Raw genomic sequence first — 16,894 nt, 5'->3', positions numbered from 1 at the left:
ACTTCGCTCTGTAAAATGACTCCAGAAACCGCTTTTCAGTATGCTAATCTGCTGGTGTTGCCGCAGTGGATTATGATGATTGTTGCCCCGCGCTGGCGCGTCACGCAGATGCTGGCTCAGATGCTCCCCATCCCCATGATTCTGGGCAGTATGTACATTTATTATCTGTTCATCGCGCCTGCATCAAATACGGGTACGGGACCATCCAGTCCGGGATTGGATTTCCGGGCGTTCAGCACCTTGCCCGGTGTCATGTCACTCATGGGCAGCGGCCAGAAAGAAACTGCCCTGGCCGGATGGATTCACTACTTAGCGTTCGATCTGGTGGCCGGGAGTTATGTATTGCGCGATGGACAGGCGCAGGGTATCCATCACGGCTGGCTTATCCCCTGTATGCTGCTGTGCTTTATGCTGGGGCCGAGCGGACTACTGCTTTATGGTCTGGTTCGTTTATTTCTGAGAAAATAACCTTAAACGAAATTAAAATATTGTTTTAAACAATATTGCTTGATAATAGTTGCGCTAAACTCTATATTCACGGATCAACTGCTAAGCCAACTTCTTGGCTTGTAACCGTGACTTCTGGTGATGACTCGTGTTCGATTTTTCCTCTTAATCGTTGCCTGTGCCGGGCTGTGTCAGTCCCCAGCTATTGCCCAGCTATTCACCCCGGACCAGGCCCGCCAGGACCTCAGTTACCTGAAGCGAAAACTCGATTTGCTGCACCCCGGCATGGGGTATTACACGCCCCAGCCCCGGATGGAGCAGCTTTACGATTCGCTCTATAACCGGCTGACGGCCCCGATGGACTACCGAACGCTTTTCCATCACGTGAGTCCGCTCGTAACGGCCATTAAAGACGGGCATACCAATCTTAACCACCGCAAAGACTATATCGGCCGAACGACGCGGTTCATTCCGTTTTTTATTCGACCGGTTAAAGATGAGTATTACATCAGCCATAATGTGTCGGCCGATACGAGTCTCCGGCGGGGTACCCAACTCCTCACCATCAACAACCGCACCGTCGCCGATCTTCACCGCGAGCTGATGGAGTATGACCATTCAGGTTCCGACGGCGACAACCTCACCGGCCGACGTCAGTGGAGTTTGATACAGTTTGCCGACTACTACGCGGCCTGGTTCGGTTCGGCCGATTCCATTACCATCAGCTACCGGCTTTCTGGCGACACGCTCATCCGGCAAACCAGCCTGCGGTGTCCAACACTCAACGGCTTCCGGTCAATTTTGCACCGGCGGTATCAGTTTGAGATCGACCACCGGCCTAATCTGTCCGTGCGCGTCGTTGATACCCTCACCCGAACGGCCGTGCTGCGGGTCTCGTCGTTTATGGGCCTCAAAAAGATGGACCCCTTTCAGTCCGTATTCAACCGGCGGCTTAGGCAAGCCTTTCGCGAAGTGAAACGCCAAAATATTCAGAATTTAGTGGTCGATATGCAGGGGAACGGGGGCGGCATTGTACTGAATTCGGCCCGGCTGCTGCGTTACTGGATGCCGCATTCGTTCACCATCATGGAACACGAAGAGATGAAGCGGGCAGCCCGTGCGGAATTTGTCACGCGCTGGAATCCGCTGTCGGCCCTGAATTTCAGCATGAAATACCGGCCTACCCGAGCGGGCAGCTTTGTGAGCCGGTCGGCCCGTTTCCGCTACCGGCCCCGCCACCGCACCGCGTTCACCGGAAATCTGTACTTTATGATGAACGGAGCGTCGTTTTCGGCGGCTACCTCGGTGCTGGCTAAAACGCTCGATGCGGGCCTGGGTACGTTTATCGGGGAAGCCAGTGGCAGCGCCTATTGGGGTGATTTTGCTGGTCATTTCAAAACTGTCACCCTACCCAACTCGCGGATGCAGGTTAGAATTCCACTAAAAAAATTGACGCACGCCGTCGAGGCCGACTGCGCCAATGGGTTCACGGTGGAGCCGGACTTTGCCGTCGCACGCAGCTACGACGATTTGCTGACTAACCGCGACTATGTGCTCGCCTACACGCTCCAACTGATTCGGGAGGGTATCGTGATTCGTCCCGGTCCCGGCGGGGCACCGCTGGATGGGCAATCGGTTCGGCGCTTGCAGGCGTTGCGATAAAGGTGAAAGAGTGAATGAGTGATAGAATGACCGTCGTTCTATCACTCATTCACTCTTTCGCCAATGATTCGTATCTTTATACCGTGTATTGCATCGTTGACGTAGAAACCACCGGGGGCGTGAAAGGCCCCTCCCGACTGACCGAAATCGCTATCTTTCGCCATGATGGACAGCAGGTTGTCGACTCGTTCCACTCCCTGCTCAATCCAGGGTGTCCTATTCCCCCGTTTATTCGGCACCTGACCGGCATTTCGGACGCTATGGTCGCTAATGCCCCAGCTTTTGCCGACATCGCTCCTGCCGTGCTTGATATTACGCAGGATGCTGTCTTCGTCGCCCATAACGTCGGCTTTGACTTCAATTTCATTAAAAAAGAGTTGAACTGGCTCGGCCATGATTACTTCCGGCGAACACTCTGCACCGTTCGAACGAGTCGTAAACTCATTCCAGGCTATCCCTCTTATAGCCTGGGCAAGCTCTGTCACTCGCTGAATATTCCACTCAACGACCGTCACCGCGCTCAGGGCGACGCAGCGGCTACGGTCCGGCTATTTGAACTGTTACTTCGGCACGACGACCGGGGACTGATTCCCCGCTTGGAACCGACTCCTCAGCTACCCGGCTGAGTTGGTAGAAGCAGGCATTTGGTTTGGGAATCTGGGCCGTCGCCCGTTGCTGACCAGTCCAATCGGCACCTCAACCAGCACCCGCGTACCGATGCCCGGTCCCGTTTGCCAATTTACCTTTCCATTCAACACTGAGATCCGCGAGTCGATGCCGCCTAATCCTAAGCCTGAGGCATTGCGCCGGGCTTTGTCGTACTCGAACCCTTGTCCATCGTCGCTGTAGTCCAGCAACATCCGGTCGGACTGCTGCTGAATGCGCAGTTCGATGTGATGCGCGTTGGCGTGTTTGAGGGAGTTACTCACCAGTTCCTGCGTGATCCGGTACAGCATCACCTCTGTGTCGGCGGATGGCCGGGGGGCAGCCGTTGTGGCTGGTTGGGGTCCATTCGGTGCGTCAGCCGGGGCCAGTTCGTCGACCAGCAATTTGGTGCTGATGACCCCGCTGGCATTGACCCTGGCTAACAATTCGTCGACGGCCGCTACGTAGCCGTGCTGCTCCAGCGTTTGTGGATTTAACTTACGAAGCAGGTTCCTGACGTCGCCGATGGTGTCATTGATGAGCGTAAAAATTGTGGTTTTGAGTGTCAGAATGGCCGGGGTCTCGCCCACCTGCTGCGTTAGCTGAGTGGTGTAGAGTTTGATGGTGGCCAGCCGTGTCCCGATTTCGTCGTGCAGATCGCGGGCAATGTCTTTTTTTACCTGCTCCTGAATGCTGAACGCTAATCGGAGCCGGTCGGCCTGCTGTCGGCGGATGGCGTTCTCCCGTTGCCGGACCCAGCCGAAAATGCCCAGCCCAAGCAGCGTAATACAAAGCAGGATAAACGGAATTGTTTGCCAAAACGGGGGCTGAATATGAATGCTCAGTTTGCGGGTCTGAAGGCTCCAGTGGCCGTCTTTGTTAGCCGCTTTTACCTGAAATACGTACTCGCCCGGTGGTAGGTTCGCATAACGAACGTAGTTTCTCGGGCCAGCCACTACCCACTGCGGATCGTAGTTAGTGAGCTGATACTGGTAGGTGTTACGGCCATTGCTTCGGTAGTCGAGTGCGGCAAACTCCATCGAAATAGTGTTCTGGCCATGTTCCAGCTTAATTTGATCCGGTTCACCGACATATTCTTCTGTTTTGATCGGTTCTTCGTTGACTTTAACATTGTAGATATGGACGGGCGAGTTGATAGACGAGCTGCGAAACTGATCGGGCCGAAACCGGTTGAACCCTGTAACACCGCCGAAATACAACTCCCCAGCGGCCGTTCGCAGGAACGCGTTACCATTAAACTCATACCCTTGCAACCCGTCGTTCAGGTCGAAATTCTTAATCGTCCGGGTGGCCGGGTCGAGCCGCGAGATGCCCCGGTTCGTGCTGAACCAAACAATATTGTCGGTGTCGGCAAGGGAGCCGTACACAAATGCATTGGCCAACCCCTGCTGGGTTGTGTACACACTGATTTTTCCCGTCCTGGGTTGCAACGATACCAATCCCTGATCGGTGGCTAACCACATACACTGGCGGATCGTATCGGGCCGCAGGTGTAGCACCATGTAACCGGCTAAGCCCGACCGAATTTTTCGCCACGGGGCCGCTGGCTGGCTGGGCACTTGGTAGCAGTAGTATCCGTTCAGTTCCGTACCGACCCACAACTGCCGCGCTGGAATATCGTACCAAAGATTGAAAATATTCACCCTGTCCAGCACGGGCAGTTTCGACCAGCTACGCCGAACCGTGTTGAGCGAATACAAACCGTCTTCCGTAGCGGCAATCAGGGTGGTGTCATTGATGCTCACCAAGTTGCGCACATAATTATCACTTACCTGGCTGGCCGGAGTCGTGAACAAAATTGGAGTAAATGCCTGGGTTTTATTGTCAAACGCCAGCACCCCGCCCGATGCCCCCAGCCAAATGCGCCGTTGCGGGTCGCGGTAAAGGCACCTCATAATGTTATGCTTTGGTTGCGACCCGCGCTTTCGGTCGGTGAGGTAACGCTGCACAATGCGGTTGGTGCGTGGATTGAACACATCAACGCCCTGCTCAGTAGCAATCCAGACCCGGTCGAACCGTTCCTCCAGAAATCCCCGTACCGTGTAATTCGTTAATTTCTGGTTGGGGGCGAGGGTACCCAACGACTGATGTTTGGTCAGGCCATTCAGCACAAACGCACCGGGTATGATGCGGGCCAGGCCATTGGGGTCCAGGTTAGCCCAGATAATGCCTAAGTCATCGACATATACCTTGCTGACTTCAAACTCGCTCAGTCGCTGGCTCGCATTAGTGAACGCATCAACTTGCCCGAACAGGTGCGACCGTTTATCGAAGTGGAGTACACCGTCGCGCTTGGTGCCAATCCAGAGCTGACCATTCTGGTCAGGTGCAATGCTGTAAACCGCGCTGAGTGGCTGAATGCCCAGCCGTTCGTAGGACTGGTAGACGTTACGCCGATGGTCGAACCGAATCAGGCCGGTTTCGGTGCCGAGCCAAGCAATATCGTCGGCGTCGATGAAGAACGAGAATACAGTGCGCGCCGGTCCAAACCGATTGTCGCGCCGGTCGCTGAAGTAGCTCGACAGGGTACAGTCGCGCAGGTTATAGCGGAGTAACCCGCTCGGCGCGTGCAGCCAAATATCGCCCGAGGGGGTACGGACGGTCGAATTGGGCAGGTCATACTCGTTGGTGAGTTGTAAAGTGGCCGACAGGGTCGTTTTGCTCCGGGTTCGGTAATCCAGCCGAACCAATCCCTCCGCATCGCTCAGGTAGAGCAGTTCGGTTTTATCCACACAAATCGGCAACGTCCGGCCGATCAGCGGCTTTCCGTCGGGGCTGGTAGCCGGATAAAAATCGAAACGATCACGTCGGCGGTCGTAGCGGTTTAGTCCGTCGTCCGTACCAATCCATAGGTTACCGTCCGGGTCTTCAACGATTCCCAGAATGCTGACGCCCCGAATGTTGCCCGAACTTGTTTTGGCCGGTTCAGCCGATAAAGGTCGGCTGGCGGGCTGGAACGTGCGGAAGTTATGGCCATCGTAGCGGTTGAGACCGTCCTGCGTACCCAGCCACAGAAACCCCCGGCTATCCTTGAGAATCGAATAAACGGACCCCTGGGTCAGCCCATCGTTAACGCCGATATGATCGACCCGAAACGCCGTACTGGTTGTTGGGTTCGTTTGTGCCCACCCCAACTGGATTAGTAGAATCCAGCTGGTACACAGACAGATGCAACGTATACGTAGACTCATCTGATAAGAGTGGGTAATGGTAAGAGGCTGTAAATGAGCCACATATTTATCATATTTCCAAGTCTATCAAGGAACACGAGTTCATACATACTCATAAATTCACGGTGAGCCGTTGTCATGCTTGTTTGGCAGTTGCCTTTGCGACCCATTAGCGCGTTATTCGTGGGCTTATAATTAATGCACACCCCTGTAAATTTCTCGCCTATGTCTCTGTATAAATGTACTTACCCGATTTATCTGTTGCTCATGCTAAGTTCGTCCGTAGTATCAGGCCAAGAAAACATCCGATTGCCATATCCCGGCACCCGCAAAACCGATCAGACCGACGAGTACCACGGTACGAAAGTTGCTGACCCTTACCGCTGGCTCGAAGACGACCGCTCGGCCGAAACCGCCGACTGGGTGACAGCGCAGAATAAGGTCACGTTCGATTATTTAGCCCAAATACCCTACCGGAAGCAACTGCAAACCCGGCTCGAGCAGGTGTATAATTACCCCAAATACTCGGCCCCCAGCCGTAAAGGAGATTACTTCTACTTCTACAAGAATGATGGCTTGCAAAACCAATCGGTGCTGTATCGCCAGAAAGGTTTGCAGGGTAAACCTGAGTTAGTGATCGATCCCAACAAACTCTCAACCGACGGCACAACGCGGCTGGGCGTGTTTTCACTGGCCAAAACGGGTAAATACGCCGTTGTGGGCACCTCAAAAGGTGGCTCCGACTGGCAGATGTACCAGATCATGGACCTCGCCACGAAACAGTATTTGCCCGAAACAATCGACTGGGTAAAGGTATCGGGCGCGGCCTGGCAGGGCGATGGATTTTACTATAGCCGCTATCCTAAACCCGAAGGCTCGGCATTGGCGGCTAAAAACGAGAACCATCAGGTGTTTTATCACCAGTTGAACACGCCCCAGTCGGCTGACCGGTTGGTGTATGAAGATGCCAAAAATCCGCAGCGGTTCCACACCGTTGCCACCACCGACGACGAGCGGTTCGTGCTGCTCACCATCAGCGACCGGGGGCAGGGAAAAGATGGTAACGCACTGTTTTTCATGGACGATCAGTCTGGTCAGAAAACGTTCGCGCCGGTTGTGGCCGACGTTACCAACTTCAGCTACAATGTGGTGGATAACGACGGCGACCGGCTGCTAATTCTGACCAACGAGAAAGCGCCGAACAGTAAAGTTGTGGCCTTCGACACGAAGAAGCGGGCATTTTCGACCCTCATTGCCGAGCGGCCCCAGCCCATCGCCGAAAATAGCGTCAGTGCGGCCGGGGGTAAGTTATTTGTGGAGTACTCTAAAGATGTAACTTCGCTGGTGGAGGTGTTTAACTACGCTGGTAAGCGCGAAAGCGACATTACGCTGCCTGCCATCGGCTCGGCGGGGGGCTTCGGGGGCGAGAGAGATGACAAGTTTGTGTTCTATAGCTTCACCTCGTTCACGTTCCCACCCACGATTTACCGCTACGACATTGCGACGCGCAAAAGCACAGTTTTTCGCGCCCCCGAAGTCGATTTCAACCCGACCGATTACGAAACGAAGCAGGTGTTTTATGCCAGCAAGGACGGAACCAAAGTGCCCATGTTTCTGACGTACCGCAAAGGACTGAAACTCGACGGCACCAATCCCACGCTGCTCTACGGCTACGGTGGTTTCAACATCAGCCTGCCACCCGCCTTCAGCCCGTTGCGGATACCGTTCTTAGAGCAGGGCGGCATTTATGCCCAGGCCAACCTGCGCGGGGGCAGCGAATACGGCGAAACCTGGCACGAGCAGGGCATGAAATTGAAAAAACAGAATGTGTTCGACGATTTTATTGCCGCTGCCGAATACCTGATTGCCCAGAAGTACACCAGCCCGGCCAATTTAGCCATCCAGGGCGGGTCTAACGGCGGTTTGCTCGTGGGCGCAGTCATGAATCAGCGGCCCGACTTGTTCCGGGTGGCCATTCCGCAGGTGGGCGTGATGGACATGCTCCGGTTTCACAAGTTCACCATCGGCTGGAACTGGATTGCCGACTATGGCAGTGCCGATAATGCGGACGAGTTCAAAGCACTCTACGCTTATTCGCCGGTGCACAACCTGAAGCCGGGCATCAATTACCCTGCCACGATGATTACCACCGCCGACCACGACGACCGGGTCGTACCGGCTCACTCGTTCAAATACGCGGCCACATTGCAGGAGGTCTACCAAGGCACGAACCCTGTTCTCATTCGGGTCGATGTGAACTCGGGTCACGGGGCCAGCAATACCAAGAAGAATATCGAAACTACCGCCGACATCTACGCGTTCATTTTCTGGAATATGGGCATGAAAACGCTACGGGAAGTAGCCAGTAAGTAATGCTGTTTTATCCGTAAATTTGTTAACTGGCCAGTAACACCATGAAAGGAATCACCTATTTGCGCGATGAGCAGGATCGTTTAAAGGCAGTTCAGATCGACGCTGAACTGCACAAAGATGCCTTGCAGGATTTTCTGGATGGACTGGAAGCTGAGCAACTGAAGCAGGAACCGAAGAAGAAATTTGACGAAGTAGCTCAGCGTATTCTGTCAAAAAAGAATCGGGCGGATGTATGAGATTCTCATTACCGAAACGGCGGAGAAAACTCTTGACAAACTACCCGTTCAGACCGCTGAACGCTTAATTAAGGCAATTTATAAATTAGCCCATCAGCCACGGCCCCCTAAATGTGTCAAACTGTCGGGTTCCGAGAACTACCGCATTCGGGTTGGGGATTACCGCATTATTTATTCGATACTGGACGACATGCTGCTAATAGAAGTATTAAAAGTTGGCAACCGCAAGGATGTTTACAAGTAATATATCGATGAGATAAGCATCTATTTTCTGGAGCATGGGCATGAAAACGTTGCGGGAAGTAGCCAGTAAGTAGTGTCGTCCCCAATAAAAAAGCAGCACTCTCGATTGAAAGTGCTGCTTTTTTGTTGAGAAGATTCAGTTCGTTAAAATTTGAACGTCACGCCAAGTTTGAGTAGGGAAACGCCTGAGCCGAGTTCAGCGAAACCACCAACTTTCTCACTGAAAAAGTACCGGCCACCGATGTGTATGGGAACAAAAATACCACCTGCATTATAACCGTTAAAATAAGCATCATCATAATTCGCACTTAGGTAACCTAAGCCGATGCCCGCGTAGAGGTCTGCTTTGTCAGTGGGCAGGCTAAGAAGCTGATTGAAATGGTAGGAGCCGCGTGCGCCAATATAAATGTAGTTGACTCCATAATCATTCAATCCAGTAATTCCGTCGAAGCTAATGCGCCGGTAATCAGCGAAGCCACCGACGGTTATATTTGGAGCCACACCAACCTCGAACGAAGCACCAAGCAAAATACCCCGGTTGTAGCCACCATATCCGCCAAGACCACCGTATCCATAACCACCGCCAACACCGACGCCAACGTTTAAAAATTTAGTGCCTTTGTCGACGGCTAATTGTGCGAATGATTGAGTGCCTGCCAGTAGGCCAATGACCAGCAGGAGAAGAAAGTTGAATTTTTTCATGTGAAAAACGTGATTTATGTAAAACTTGGACAAATAAACGCGTATTCATTTCGCTTGCCAAATCACGGCCATGTACTCTTACTTAGCGGTCGAATGCACGTGTGATTCAGTAGCGCAAACATAAACACAAACAGCTTGCCAATTTAGTGATTTGGTCGAAAAAGCACTGTACTGGCACCTATTTAGTCGTAACCTAACCAGCCGTGCTATCAGATTGACCGGAACAGAAGGGCCGGGAAAACCGTACGATGTTCATTTTAATCAACATCGTACGGTAGGAATACCGGACACGCTGGTTTCATACAGATACGTACCGTGCCAATACGGTCCATGCGGTGTTATATAGCAGTTGAGGTCGTGATTTATTGTCATACGCAATCACAAAAGGGTCTGATGATTGCCGGGACTGGCGTTGTTGATCAAATGGCAGGACAATTGAAGCCGCAAAAGCCAATACCCACTACCGACCGCCGGAAAGTTAAGTGGTTACGGTAACCTTGATTTGATAATTTTGATAGATTCCGTTTCCCTGCTGTTGAACATCGAAATCGTCAACGCTCAGCCCGTTGCTTCGGAACGTTTTTAACAAGTCGTCCGCGTCGAAATCTAAGCTGGATGTCAGCCGAAAAATACGTTTTCCGTTAATGATAGTCATCTGACGGGACGATAGCGTGTAACCTTTTGCTACTAAATTGCTGAAAAACAAGTCGTTACGGGTCATACGATGAGTAGGTTAAACGTTTTGCTAAACTTTAAATTATCAAGATATAGATTCCTGCACACCAGTATAAGACCTTTCTATAACCTGACATGGGCAAATATAACAAATGACGCAAAATAGAAATGTAATTTTTATAAAATTGATTAAGTCGCTGTATACAAGCACAAAGTTAGTTACACCTTTATTGTAATTAACTTTAAACAAATTAGTGTATGTACATTAAAAACAGGTCGAAGGATATGGTAAAATAAGTATAATAAAAAAGCCCCATATCGGGGCTTTAATAAATTGCCAGTAGCGCTAACTACGCATTTACAGTTTTCAATTTCTCTTTGAACACTTTTTTAAACTTGTCCAGCTTGGGCGCGATTACGAAAGCGCAGTAGCCCTGATTCGGATTGTTGGCGAAATAACTCTGGTGGTACGCTTCGGCCGGGTAAAACGTTTCGGCCGGGCTGATTTCTGTCACAATGGGGTCGTTGTAAGCACCGGCTTTGTCCAGTTCGGTTTTCGCCGTCTCGGCCAGTCGCTTTTGCTCATCGTTGTGGTAGAAAATCACCGAGCGATACTGGGTGCCAACGTCGGCCCCCTGACGGTTCAACGTAGTGGGGTCGTGACTACGGAAGAACGCTTCCAACAATTCCTGATACGTTATTTTTTGGGGGTTATACGTGACTTCCACACACTCGGCGTGGCCCGTTGTGCCGGAGCAAACCTGATTGTAGGTTGGGTTTGGCTTTTCGCCCCCCTCATACCCTGACACCGCATCGATAACGCCATCGAGCGATTCATAAAGGGCTTCTGTACACCAGAAACAGCCAGTGCCGAAGGTCGCTTTCTCAAAATTTTCGGATTGATTCGTAGTCATAGTTGTTGGTTGCTGTTGAACAACCGGCCGCGCCTTCGTTCTCAGTCCAAGGGCCAATGCTAAAGAATGGGCCAGCATGGACACTTGTTTACGAAAGACAGACGTAACCATTGGGTTCGTTTGTGGTTGTTTTGGTAGCTATACTAAGAACATAACCGAACAGCGTAAAGTTTACGCGCCCATTCTGTGGAAAACTTCGATACCGACCGCTTTTGCTACGACGGCGACAAGCCTCTGAAGATCAAGAAAGCGCCCACCAAAGTAGATGACCTTTACGAAGACGATGCGCACTATGAAGCCTTGTTGCGTCAGCAGGCCGAAGAGATTGATAAGTGGCAGGAACGCTTGTTTGCCCACAATCGCTATGGACTACTGCTCGTGTTCCAGGCACTCGATGCAGCGGGTAAAGACGGCACCATCCAGCACGTTTTCACGGGTACTAATCCAACCGGAGTGCGAGTGTACTCCTTCAAACGGCCGTCTGAGCAGGAGTTGGAACATGATTTTTTGTGGCGGAGCTGGCGTGAATTGCCCGAACGGGGCACCATCGGTATCTTCAACCGGTCCTATTACGAGGAGGTACTGGTGGCCAAAGTTCACCCCGAAATTTTGATGCAGAGTCAGCGACTGCCCGAAAAAACGACCGACGATTTGGACAAGCTCTTTAAGCACCGCTACGAAGCCATCCGCGACATGGAAAAGTTTCTGCACCGCAACGGCTTTCCAACGATCAAGTTTTATCTGCACGTATCCAAAGAAGAGCAGGCCGAACGACTCATTGCCCGCATTGAAGAAATTGACAAAAACTGGAAGTTTGACGAGGGCGACGTAGCCGAACGCGAATTCTGGGACGATTATCAGGACGCTTACGAGGAAGCTATTAACGAAACCGCCACGGTTAACGCACCTTGGTACGTAATTCCCGCCGACGATAAAAAGAACATGCGCCTGTTAGTGGGCCGTGTTGTAATCGACGAACTGAAGAAGCTTCCAATCCGCGAACCCGAACCGGATGAGGAGCGGTTTAAGAAACTGCAAAAATTGATCTCTGTCATTCAGGGTCAGTAACCCCATGCTCAACACCAACCAATTCCGCTATAGCGGTACGAAACCCTTTTCCATTGCGGATGCGCCCACCCGGATTGAGCTGCTCTACGCGGACGAAGCCGACCGGGGCCGTCAGCTCAATGCGCTCACCGACCGCATTGACCAGGCTCAGAACCGGATGCACGCCGATGGCCATTATGGCTTGCTTGTGTTATTTCAGGCAATGGACGCGGGCGGTAAGGATAGCAGCATCCGGCACGTGTTTAAGGGTGTGAATCCGTCACGGTTTAAAATGGCTGCGTTTAAAAAACCGAGCGAAGAAGATCAAAAGCACGATTTTTTGTGGCGGTTCTGGCAGGAGTTGCCCGAACGGGGCTACATCGGCGTGTTCAACCGGACCTACTACGAGGAGGTGCTGGCAATGCGCGTCCACCCCAAGCGGTTGCAGAATCAGTATATTCCCGAAAGCCTGCTGCCAAAAGATGAGAAGACACTCTGGAAGCAGCGGTTCGGCGACATTGTGCATTTCGAGGATTACCTGTTCCGCAATGGCTTCCCGGTCGTGAAACTGTACCTGCACGTGGCAAAGGAAGAGCAGGGAAAGCGGCTGATTGCCCGCCTGAACGACCCAGAGAAACAATGGAAATTTTCGGATAATGATCTGGAGGAGCGGCAGTTCTGGCCTGACTACATGCGGGCTTACGAAGATACGATCAACGCGACGGCTACCCGGCAAAATCCGTGGTATGTGATCCCGAGCGACGACCGGCCGAATCAACAGCTTATCATTGCAACCATCCTGACCGAACTACTGGAGTCGCTGCCAACGTCGTTTCCTGAGACGGATAACAAAGAAGCGCAGAAGTTGATTAAGGCGATTGAGAAACAGAATAAATAAAGGGTTATCGTCAACAACTGGCGACACTAACTGGTCTAAGGCTTTCTACAATACACCGTTCACCCCACTAAATCAAGGGTTTCACCCCGATAAATAACGACTTCATCTAAATACTAAGCGCCCCAAAATTATAGGGAGGTACTTTTGCGTTGTCAACCGAATACAACTCCGGCGGCCGATCCTCAGCCAACCCCATCACTGACAACACTATGAAATATAACCGACTACCCTGGCTGCTTAGCCTGCTTTCGATACTAACTATTACTCCCAATATTCGGGCGCAGACTAATCAGAATTCACTTAATCGTCCTGCCACTCAGGCTAATAACACCGTTAGCGGCTACATTAAAGACGCAGCCAACGGCGAAGGGCTAATTGGGGTATCGGTCTACGTAAAGGAAACCGGGACCGGGGCCGTTACCAACAGCTACGGCTTTTACGCCGTCCCGGTGCCGCCCGGCACCTATAATCTCGTAATTTCCTATGTTGGTTACGAAAAACAAACGAAGGTTGTGGAGTTGATCGACCGTAATATTCGGCTCGATTTAGAGATGAAGGAAGAAGGTAGACAACTCAGGGAAGTTGTGGTCTCGACGAAGCGCGAGGACGACAACGTCAAGAATATTGAAATGAGCGTCAACCGAATCGATGTTAAAACACTCCAGCGCATTCCGGCGCTGCTTGGCGAGGTCGATGTGGTGCGTAGTATTCAGTTGCTGCCGGGCGTATCGACGGTGGGTGAGGGAGCCACGGGTTTCAACGTCCGGGGGGGTAGCATCGACCAGAACTTGGTACTGCTGGACGAAGCGCCGGTGTATAATTCGTCGCATCTGTTCGGATTTTTCTCCGTTTTCAATCCCGATGCCGTCAAAGATGTAAAGTTGATTAAAGGGGGTATTCCAGCCAATTATGGTGGCCGGATCGCGTCAATATTGGACGTTCGGCTGAAAGAAGGCAACGCCAAAAAGCCAGAGCTGAACGGCGGTATCGGTTTGATATTCAGTCGTCTGTCGTACGAACGGCCCTTGTTCAAAGGCAAGGGATCGTTCATTGTAGCGGCCCGCCGGTCCTACGCCGACGTTCTGGCGCAGCCGTTTCTACGGAATGATTTGAAAGGCTCGAAGTTTTATTTCTACGACCTGACGGCCAAAGCCAATTACCGCATCAACGATAAAAATACGGTGTTTTTGTCGGGCTACTTCGGCCGCGATGTATTCGGGGCTGACTTTGGGTTCAACTGGGGCAATACCACGGGGTCGGCCCGCTGGAATCACGTCTTCAGCGACAAACTGTTTCTGAACACTACCGCTTATTACAGTAATTATGATTACTCGCTCGACTCGGACCTAAAACGCAAACCCGAAAATTCCGGTGACTACTTCCGAACCGATTCACGCATTGTCGATTACAGCATTAAACCTGATTTCACGCTGTTCCTCGGTAAAAGCACGATCACATTTGGTGGGCAAAGTATTCTGCACGATTTTCAGCCCGGCACGGCTACCGCTGCCAGTTCGGGCGACATCCGAACGTTTGGGTTAACGAATAAATACGCACTCGAAAACGCACTGTACGCAGGCAACGAGCAACAGCTATCGCCAAAAATTCAGCTCCAATACGGCCTTCGCTACTCCTTGTTCAACTACGTTGGACCCGGCGATGCTTATGCGTTCACAACCAGTGTCCCCATTGGAACGAGCCGCTTCCCGATCACGTCGGTGCAGTATCGACGCGGTGAAACCATTAAAACGTATGGAAACTGGGAACCTCGTTTCTCGGCCAAATACGACTTGGGCAACAACAGTTCGCTCAAATTGAGCTACAATCGCCTGGCGCAGTACATCCATTTGATTTCCAATACAACCGCTTCGACGCCTTTAGACATCTGGACGCCCTCAACCAATAACATCAAACCGCAGATTGCCGATCAGATTGCAGGTGGGTTTTTCAAAAACTTTGGGAAGTCGAACGGGGCAGGCAGTGAGTTTGAAGCTTCTGTAGAGGTGTACTATAAATGGTTGCAAAACCAGATTGATTACATCGACGGCGCGAACCTGATCCTGAACGAATTTCTGGAGGGCGACCTGCTGAGTGGTAAAGGCCGGGCTTATGGGGCTGAATTTTATGTGAAGCGCAACACGGGCGTCGTCAACGGCTGGGTCAGCTACACGTTGGCCCGCACCGAGCGGCAGGTAACAGGTATCAACAACGGCGGCTGGTTTCCAACGCGTTTCGACAAACCGCACACGCTCACAACGGTACTGTTGGTTGACCCGTTACAGGCCAAACGCTGGAATTTCTCGGCAACCTTCACACTGGCGAGTGGCACCCCTGCCACCTTTCCTACCAACCGCTTCGAGTACGGCGACTACGTGGGGCAGGTTATTGGCGGACGCAATAATTATCGCATCCCACCCTATCACCGGCTCGACGTAGCGGCTACGTTGCAGGGACGCCAACGCTCCGGCAAACGCAAATCGGACAACTGGGTGTTTTCGGTATACAATGTGTATGCTCGTAAAAACCCATTCTCGGTGTTTTTTCAGGCCAATGACGATAATCCCCGCGTGACGGAGGCCATCCGCTACTCGGTGTTCGCGACGGCTATTCCATCGGTGACGTATAATTTTAAATTTTAACATCCCTCACCCCCTCGCCCTTTGAGAGAGGGGCCGGGGGTGAGGGGTCGGTGAGGGAAAAGATAACAAAACCATGAAACACACACCTCTTTATAGCATAATCCTGCTGACCGGCATCGCGCTGACCAGTTGCGAAACGGTCATTGACGCCGACCTCGATACGGGGCCGGTGCAACTCTCGGTTGATGGTACGCTGACTGACCAACCCGGTCCACAGACCATTCGGCTTACCGAGACGGCCCCTTATTTTAACAATAGTACTCCGCCGGTTGCTTCGGGCGCAGCGGTGACGGTTACTGACAGCACGGGCCGGACGTTCGCCTTTACGGATCCCGATAACGATGGCTATTATTCGTGGAAACCGGGTGCGAAAGACACACTTGGACGCGTTGGGCAAACCTACCGGCTTTCAATTACCTACCAGGGTGATACGTACACGGCCACGTCGCGCATGAATCGGGTGCCCACGGTCGATTCGATTATTTTCCGAAAAGAAAAGATAAATCCGCTCTCCACAACGGAAGGGTATCAGGCTGAGTTCTTCGCCCGCGATTTCCGGGGAGCAACCGACTATTATCGCGTTCGGTACTACCGCAACGGCAAAATAGCGAACAAGCCACAAAATATTATCACGCTGAAAGACGCGTCGTTTCCGGGTAGTGCCAACACCGATGGGCTGGTGTTTATCCGGCCGTTCCGCCAGTCGATTAATCCGGACAGTCTGTACGCGCTCAACGACACGGTGAAGGTGGAGGTGCAGTCGCTGACACCGGAGGCTTTTGATTTCTGGCAGCAGTTTAGTCAACAAATTACGAATGGCGGCTTGTTTGCCACGCCCCCCGCTAACGTGCCGACGAACATTGTTAACAAAAACGCCAGCGGTCGAAAAGCAACCGGATTTTTCTTGGCAACCGCCATACGGAGCCGTGCCGTTCGGGTCGTGACCGAAAATGTGCGTGAGTAACTGAGCGCATTTGGCCGCGCGTAATTAGGATTCAGTTGGCTGCCATTGCCTACTCAACGAGTAACGAACAACGACACCGGGGATGAGAAATACCAGAAATCCCACTGCCATAATCAACGTTAAGGCGAGGTGCAAAAAGGCTACCAGCAAAGCCAGGAAAATTTTAATGATCCTCATATCGTATTAATCCATTGATTAATACGACTTAATCAAGAATCAAGCCAAACGCATTTCGTAGTCGCCCCCAAGCTCACAGAA

14 protein-coding genes are annotated in these 16,894 nt (G+C 52.0%); 10 read left to right on the top strand and 4 right to left on the bottom strand.

The genetic code is table 11. The features are described 5' to 3' along the window. The first annotated feature begins 15 nt into the window (after window positions 1-15). The 3 genes from ACYVHB_RS14040 (at window position 16) to ACYVHB_RS14030 (ending at window position 2,735) form a co-directional block, all read left to right on the top strand. Complete coding sequence (locus ACYVHB_RS14040) at window positions 16-468, top strand: ABA4-like family protein (protein WP_461052371.1); 453 nt, start codon at window positions 16-18, stop codon at window positions 466-468. A gap of 120 nt (window positions 469-588) precedes the next feature. Further along, window positions 589-2,109, top strand: a complete 1,521-nt coding sequence (locus ACYVHB_RS14035; RefSeq protein ID WP_461052370.1) for a S41 family peptidase — start codon at window positions 589-591, stop codon at window positions 2,107-2,109. 83 nt (window positions 2,110-2,192) lie between these two features. After that, entirely contained in the window at window positions 2,193-2,735 is a 543-nt protein-coding gene (locus ACYVHB_RS14030; protein ID WP_461052456.1) for a 3'-5' exonuclease, read from the top strand. On the opposite strand, the gene ACYVHB_RS14025 is transcribed toward ACYVHB_RS14030, so the two are convergent. After that, on the bottom strand, window positions 2,724-5,966 hold the full coding sequence (locus ACYVHB_RS14025; RefSeq protein WP_461052369.1) for a sensor histidine kinase: 3,243 nt from the start codon (window positions 5,964-5,966) through the stop codon (window positions 2,724-2,726). The genes ACYVHB_RS14030 and ACYVHB_RS14025 overlap by 12 nt on opposite strands. 246 nt (window positions 5,967-6,212) lie before the next feature. Here ACYVHB_RS14025 and ACYVHB_RS14020 point away from each other — a divergent pair, with 246 nt between their 5' ends. Genes ACYVHB_RS14020 through ACYVHB_RS14010 form a run of 3 tightly spaced genes read left to right on the top strand, consistent with a single transcriptional unit; the run spans window position 6,213 to window position 8,798 of the window. Continuing rightward, window positions 6,213-8,318, top strand: a complete 2,106-nt coding sequence (locus ACYVHB_RS14020) for a prolyl oligopeptidase family serine peptidase (protein ID WP_461052368.1) — start codon at window positions 6,213-6,215, stop codon at window positions 8,316-8,318. Between the two features lie 41 nt (window positions 8,319-8,359). Then, window positions 8,360-8,554, top strand: a complete 195-nt coding sequence (locus ACYVHB_RS14015) for a hypothetical protein (protein ID WP_461052367.1) — start codon at window positions 8,360-8,362, stop codon at window positions 8,552-8,554. Continuing rightward, complete coding sequence (locus ACYVHB_RS14010; protein ID WP_461052366.1) at window positions 8,547-8,798, top strand: type II toxin-antitoxin system RelE family toxin; 252 nt, start codon at window positions 8,547-8,549, stop codon at window positions 8,796-8,798. Before ACYVHB_RS14015 ends, ACYVHB_RS14010 begins: the two co-directional genes overlap by 8 nt. A gap of 143 nt (window positions 8,799-8,941) precedes the next feature. Here the strand turns inward: ACYVHB_RS14010 and ACYVHB_RS14005 are convergent, their stop codons facing one another. The 3 genes from ACYVHB_RS14005 to msrA form a co-directional block, all read right to left on the bottom strand. Beyond that, on the bottom strand, window positions 8,942-9,499 hold the full coding sequence (locus ACYVHB_RS14005) for a hypothetical protein (RefSeq protein WP_461052365.1): 558 nt from the start codon (window positions 9,497-9,499) through the stop codon (window positions 8,942-8,944). A 478-nt stretch (window positions 9,500-9,977) separates the two neighbouring features. After that, window positions 9,978-10,220, bottom strand: coding sequence for a hypothetical protein (locus ACYVHB_RS14000; RefSeq protein WP_461052364.1), 243 nt, complete (start codon window positions 10,218-10,220; stop codon window positions 9,978-9,980). A gap of 304 nt (window positions 10,221-10,524) precedes the next feature. After that, a complete protein-coding gene (gene msrA / locus ACYVHB_RS13995) occupies window positions 10,525-11,088 on the bottom strand; it encodes a peptide-methionine (S)-S-oxide reductase MsrA (protein WP_461052363.1) in 564 nt (187 codons plus the stop codon). A gap of 186 nt (window positions 11,089-11,274) precedes the next feature. Between msrA and ACYVHB_RS13990 the strand changes: the two genes are divergently transcribed. The 4 genes from ACYVHB_RS13990 to ACYVHB_RS13975 all read left to right on the top strand — a co-directional run bounded on the left by ACYVHB_RS13990 (window position 11,275) and on the right by ACYVHB_RS13975 (window position 16,636). Further along, entirely contained in the window at window positions 11,275-12,156 is an 882-nt protein-coding gene (locus tag ACYVHB_RS13990) for a PPK2 family polyphosphate kinase (RefSeq protein WP_461052362.1), read from the top strand. Window positions 12,157-12,160: 4 nt separating this feature from the next. Next, complete coding sequence (locus ACYVHB_RS13985; protein WP_461052361.1) at window positions 12,161-13,033, top strand: PPK2 family polyphosphate kinase; 873 nt, start codon at window positions 12,161-12,163, stop codon at window positions 13,031-13,033. A 209-nt stretch (window positions 13,034-13,242) separates the two neighbouring features. Next, window positions 13,243-15,672, top strand: a complete 2,430-nt coding sequence (locus tag ACYVHB_RS13980) for a TonB-dependent receptor (protein WP_461052360.1) — start codon at window positions 13,243-13,245, stop codon at window positions 15,670-15,672. Window positions 15,673-15,745: 73 nt separating this feature from the next. Beyond that, window positions 15,746-16,636, top strand: a complete 891-nt coding sequence (locus ACYVHB_RS13975; protein WP_461052359.1) for a DUF4249 domain-containing protein — start codon at window positions 15,746-15,748, stop codon at window positions 16,634-16,636. Window positions 16,637-16,894 lie beyond the last annotated feature (258 nt).

The sequence above is a fragment of the Spirosoma arcticum genome, assembly GCF_054779955.1.
This window is presented reverse-complemented; position numbering and strand designations above follow the sequence as displayed.